The organism is uncultured Caballeronia sp., assembly GCF_964243625.1.
Lineage (GTDB): Bacteria > Pseudomonadota > Gammaproteobacteria > Burkholderiales > Burkholderiaceae > Caballeronia.
In genome coordinates this window covers 1-4,547 of record NZ_CAXTGZ010000494.1, presented here as the reverse complement: position 1 = coordinate 4,547, position 4,547 = coordinate 1, and the positions used below count along the sequence as shown (strand labels likewise).

Below are 4,547 nucleotides of genomic sequence, written 5' to 3'. Positions count from 1 at the left end.
AGCCCGGGCCGACTGCCGTGGCGAAGATAACGGCCAGCAGCGCCGCAATCCACGTCCCCACGTAGGGCACGAAACGCAGCAATCCGGTCAGCACGCCGAACAGCAACGCGCCGGGCACGCCGATGATCGCAAGGCCAATCGAAATCACGATACCCACGCCCATGTTGATACCGAGCTGCGCGAGGAAATAGCGCGAAAGCCGCCGCGCGGCTTCATCCATGGCGGTCGTTGCGCGGTGCAGGTCGCGCGATCCGAACAGCCGGATCAGCCGGTCGCGCAGGTCTTCTCGCTGCAACAGGATAAATATCGCCACGACAAGGACAATGCCCGTGGTCTCGAGCGGACTGATGATTGGCGACAGGAAGCGCTGGGCAAGTTCCACTGGCGAAGGGGATGGCTCGTGGACTTCGACGGGCATGGGTGCGTCGATAGGAGACGCCGTCTGGTTCTCCTGGCTCTTGCGGATCTCCTCCTGCCGGTTCGGCGATATCCGTTTCAGCGCGGTTGCCGCCTTGCCAAGGAACGCATCGGCGCGGCCGACTGTCTTCTCCTGCACGGCATCGATTTTCCGTTCTACGGCGACCTGATAACGCGGCAGGTCGCTGGCGAGCTGCGCCACTTGCGCACCGATCAGCGCGCCAACCGCCGTCAGCACGGACAACGCAACGAGCACGGCCAGGATCACCGATGGCACTTGCCCCAGTTTCAACCGCCGCAACAAATCGACGAAAGGCGCAACCAGGAAGCTCAACAACACCGCGAGAATGATCGGGATAAGCACCGCGCGCCCAAAATACAGCGCGCAGATCACCACCACGCCGGTGACCAGCGAAAGCAACGCCCGCATGCCCGGCGCCTCGGGAGGCAAGACCTTCGACGCGGGCCGGCGCGGGACGGGATTTGGTGTCATCACATCGTTCTCTTATTGGCTTTAGCGGGGTTCATGATGCGGTCGCGCCGGCGATCCATCAAGGATCTCCGGCCAAGCGTTGCGCTGGTTTGTAGAGTTGTCAGCCGCGAGCCGGTGTCCTGCGGTCTCGGGAAACGCACACGCCCGCCATGCATGAGCAAAGACCATGCCATTCGGGCGGGTATTTGACGGTGAGGCAATACGGGAGCCGCAATCAGCCGGCCATGGTCACCATGCGGCGGATGCGGCTCGCCATGGATTCGAGCGTGAAGGGCTTGGTGATCATCTCCATGCCGGTGTCGAGAAAACCGTTGGCGCGCGTGGCCGACTCGGCGTAACCCGTCATGAACAGCACGCGGAGCGCGGGGCGAGTGGCCCGGGCGGCATCGGCAAGCTGGCGGCCGTTCAGCCCGGGCAAGCCGACATCGGTGACCAGCAGGTCAATACGCGCTGGCGAATTCAGTATCGCAAGTCCGGACGGTCCGTCGACGGCCTCCAGCACCTCATAATCCAGGTCGCGCAGGATCTCGCACACGAGCTCACGCACCGACGCATCGTCTTCAACCACCAGGATCACATGGCCGCCGGCTGCGCGATGCGCTTCCGTCAGTTCCGTTGTCACCTCGGTCTTGCCCGCACCGCCGGTGAACCGCGGCAAATACAGCCGGATGGTCGTACCGGCATCGGGCGCGCTTTCGATGGTCGCGATTCCGCCCGATTGCTTGGCAAACCCGTACGCCATCGATAAACCCAGCCCCGTGCCCTGCCCGAGCGGCTTGGTCGTATAGAACGGATCGAAGGCGCGCGCCTTGACGTCGTCGGGCATGCCGGCGCCCGTATCCGACGCCGATACCACCACGTACTGGCCCGGCGCGACATCGGGATGCGACGTTGCGAACTCGGGCCCGAGTTCCACGTTGTCCGTCTCGAGCGTCAGGCGGCCGCCTTCGGGCATCGCGTCACGCGCGTTGATCGCGAAGTTCAGCACGGCGTTTTCGAGCTGATTTGCGTCGCAGCGCGTGAGCCAGAGTCTCGGATTGGGAATCACGCGCGTATCGATCGCCTCGCCCATCGTGCGCTTGAGCAGATCGTCGATGGAATGCAGCAACTCGTCCGCGTTCACCGGCTTCGGGTCGAGCGGCTGACGCCGCGAAAACGCCAGCAGACGATGCGTCAGCGACGCGGCGCGGTTCGCAGCGCCGGTTGCCATCGTGATGAAGCGGTCGATGTCGTCCGTCCGGCCGAGCTGGGTATAACGGCGGATCAGTTCGAGCGGACCGGTAATGCCTTGCAGCAGGTTGTTGAAATCGTGCGCGATACCGCCTGTCAGTTGCCCGAGCGCCTCCATCTTCTGCGCCTGACGCAAGGCCTCTTCGGTTTGCTGCAGCGCGTGCTGGGTTTCCTTTTCGCTGGTGACATCGCGGCCGTTGCCGTACAGCGTGTCGCCCTCGGGCGCCGCGACCCACGATACCCATCGGTAAGACCCGTCCTTGTGACGGTTACGATTTTCAAACCGCACGATCCCCGAACGCGCGACGGATTGCAGCGCGGTCTCGGTGGCTTCCACGTCATCCGGATGAACGATTTCCGCGAACGACTTGCCGATCAGTTCGTCCTCACGAAAACCCAGGATGTCGGTCCACGCGGGATTGACTGCGCGCAGCACGCCCGAACTGGTCGCCACGATAAAAAGATCGCGCGAATTGCGCCAGATGCTGTTGCGCTCGCGAGTGCGGGCATCGACTTCGGCCGCGAGCGAATCGTTCAGGCGGCGCAATTGCGTTTCGCTCACGCGCAGGCGTTCTTCGAAACGCTTGTGGCCCGTGATGTCGTAGGTCACGCCAAGAAAACGCAGGCCGCCGCTGCTGTTGGCGATGGCTTCGCCGCGGCGTGCCATCCAGCGCTCTTCGCCATTGTCCGCGCGGCGGATGCGATATTCGAGGTAATCCAGCGCGCCCGTATGCATGTCCTGGTGCGCCGTCAGCACGCGTGCGCGGTCATCGGGATGCACGAGGTCCAGCAGCACGTCGAGATGGGTCTCATGGCGGGGCGTCAAACCCCACTGCCAGCAAAGTTCCTCCGATACCGCAATACGCCCGCTGTCCGGAAACAGCTCGAAGGTACCAATTCCGCCGGCCTGCTGCGCGATCCGCAAACGCTCTTCGCTTTCCCGCAGCGCGCGGTCGCCAGCGTGCCGCTCGATTGCCAGCGCCGTCACGCTCGCCACTTGCGCAATGTCGTCCAGTTCTTCGGGCGACGGCTTTTTCGGCATCGAATAGTAATTGGCGAAGGTGCCGAGCACGCGGCCATCGGCGGCGCAAATGGGCATGGACCAGCACGCGCGCAATTCGAACTTCCGGGCGATATCGCGAAAAGCGGCCCAGACCGGGTCTGTATCGATGTCCTCGACAATCACCGGTTCCCCGCGAAACGCCGCGGCCCCGCACGATCCCATTAAAGGGCCGGTTTCGAGGCCGTCGACAATGCGGTTGTATTCGTCGGGCAAACTCGGCGCCGCGCCGTGAACGAGGCGTTTTCCGGTGGCATCGACCAGCAGCACGGAGGCGCGCATGGGCTGCTCCGAGCGGTTTTCCACCCGATGGATCACGTGTTCGAGCACTTCGGCGAGCGGCATGCCGGCCACGACGCGTCCCAGTACGGCGCGCTCGAATTCAAGCTGGCTCAGCGTCGAGAACAGTGGGGGTTTTTGCATGGTCCGAAGCAAAAGCCGGTAGGTCGCAGGTGGCGTAATGCACGACATAACATACAGTCTTTACGCACAACGCGACGGAATGTTCCAAATCTTAGCATCCGGGTCACACGTGCCACGGATTAGCTACCCGGATGAACAATTTGTGTACACCCGTGCTGCGTCGGCTATTGGCCTGATCGCAATTATGTTTTTGGCACTCGGGCATGCATTGTGCGAGATTTCACGTGGTGAGCAGCACGCATTTTTCTCGGATTCCATTGGATTGATATGGCAGTTGATTCGCCCTGCATCAGCATCTGCAAGTTCGACAGCAAAACCGGCCTGTGCATTGGCTGCTTGCGCACGAAGGACGAGTGCAAGAAGTGGAAGAAGCTGAAGAACAAGGCCCGGACAAAAATCATCGACGACAGGCCCAAGCGCGAAGAGAAGTTGAAGAAGGCGCGCAAATAAGGTCGCAAGTTTCGCCAAGCAGACTTACCCATAAAAACGCGTGACGGCTTAACGCGAATCCAATAAATCACGGACACGAAAACCCAACAAAGGGAGTTCAGTCATGGTTAATCACGTTAAGTTGAACCGCATTTTGACGGTAACCGCCGCGGCGCTTGTGACCTCGTTCGCCGCGCAAGGAGCCGTGGCGCAAACCACGAACATGAATCACGGACAGAGCCCGAACGACGACATGAGCGCACCGGCGAATAATCCTCGTCTGATGCCGAATGCGCCGCTCGGGAGCGAATATCCCAGTCACGGCAATGTGCAGGCCGGAGAGATGAACCTGAATCCGACCGATCCGCGCGCTCAGCTGGTCAACGGTTTGCCCAATAACACGCAAAGCGGCGGTTATGGCTCGCCGCTCGCGGGCAACAAGGCGAACGTGCCGCAGAATTGAGTTGCTGAAGCGAGGCTGTGCGGTGGATGGCT

4 protein-coding genes are annotated in these 4,547 nt (G+C 61.9%); 2 read left to right on the top strand and 2 right to left on the bottom strand.

Annotated elements, in window-relative coordinates; all coding sequences use genetic code 11:
• On the bottom strand, positions 1–910 hold a 910-nt coding region (locus tag ACFFAR_RS25500; protein ID WP_375508685.1), incomplete at its 3' end, for an AI-2E family transporter.
• Between the two features lie 214 nt (positions 911–1,124).
• The gene (locus tag ACFFAR_RS25495; protein WP_375508684.1) at positions 1,125–3,623 is read right to left on the bottom strand and encodes a PAS domain-containing protein; all 2,499 of its coding nucleotides are present in this window, start codon (positions 3,621–3,623) and stop codon (positions 1,125–1,127) included.
• A gap of 267 nt (positions 3,624–3,890) precedes the next feature.
• On the opposite strand from ACFFAR_RS25495, the gene ACFFAR_RS25490 reads away from it, so the two are divergent.
• Together ACFFAR_RS25490 and ACFFAR_RS25485 are read left to right on the top strand one after the other, a co-directional pair.
• Positions 3,891–4,073, top strand: coding sequence for a DUF1289 domain-containing protein (locus tag ACFFAR_RS25490; protein ID WP_062003496.1), 183 nt, complete (start codon positions 3,891–3,893; stop codon positions 4,071–4,073).
• 103 nt (positions 4,074–4,176) lie between these two features.
• Positions 4,177–4,515: a hypothetical protein gene (locus ACFFAR_RS25485; RefSeq protein WP_174363975.1), complete on the top strand. Its 339-nt coding sequence runs from the start codon at positions 4,177–4,179 to the stop codon at positions 4,513–4,515.
• Positions 4,516–4,547: the final 32 nt, after the last annotated feature.

Bases quoted from the DNA above. Each gene is read 5' to 3' on its own strand.
- ACFFAR_RS25485 (WP_174363975.1), top strand. From the start codon at position 4,177: ATGGTTAATCACGTTAAGTTGAACCGCATTTTGACGGTAACCGCCGCG.
- ACFFAR_RS25495 (WP_375508684.1), bottom strand. From the start codon at position 3,623: ATGCAAAAACCCCCACTGTTCTCGACGCTGAGCCAGCTTGAATTCGAG.
- ACFFAR_RS25490 (WP_062003496.1), top strand. From the start codon at position 3,891: ATGGCAGTTGATTCGCCCTGCATCAGCATCTGCAAGTTCGACAGCAAA.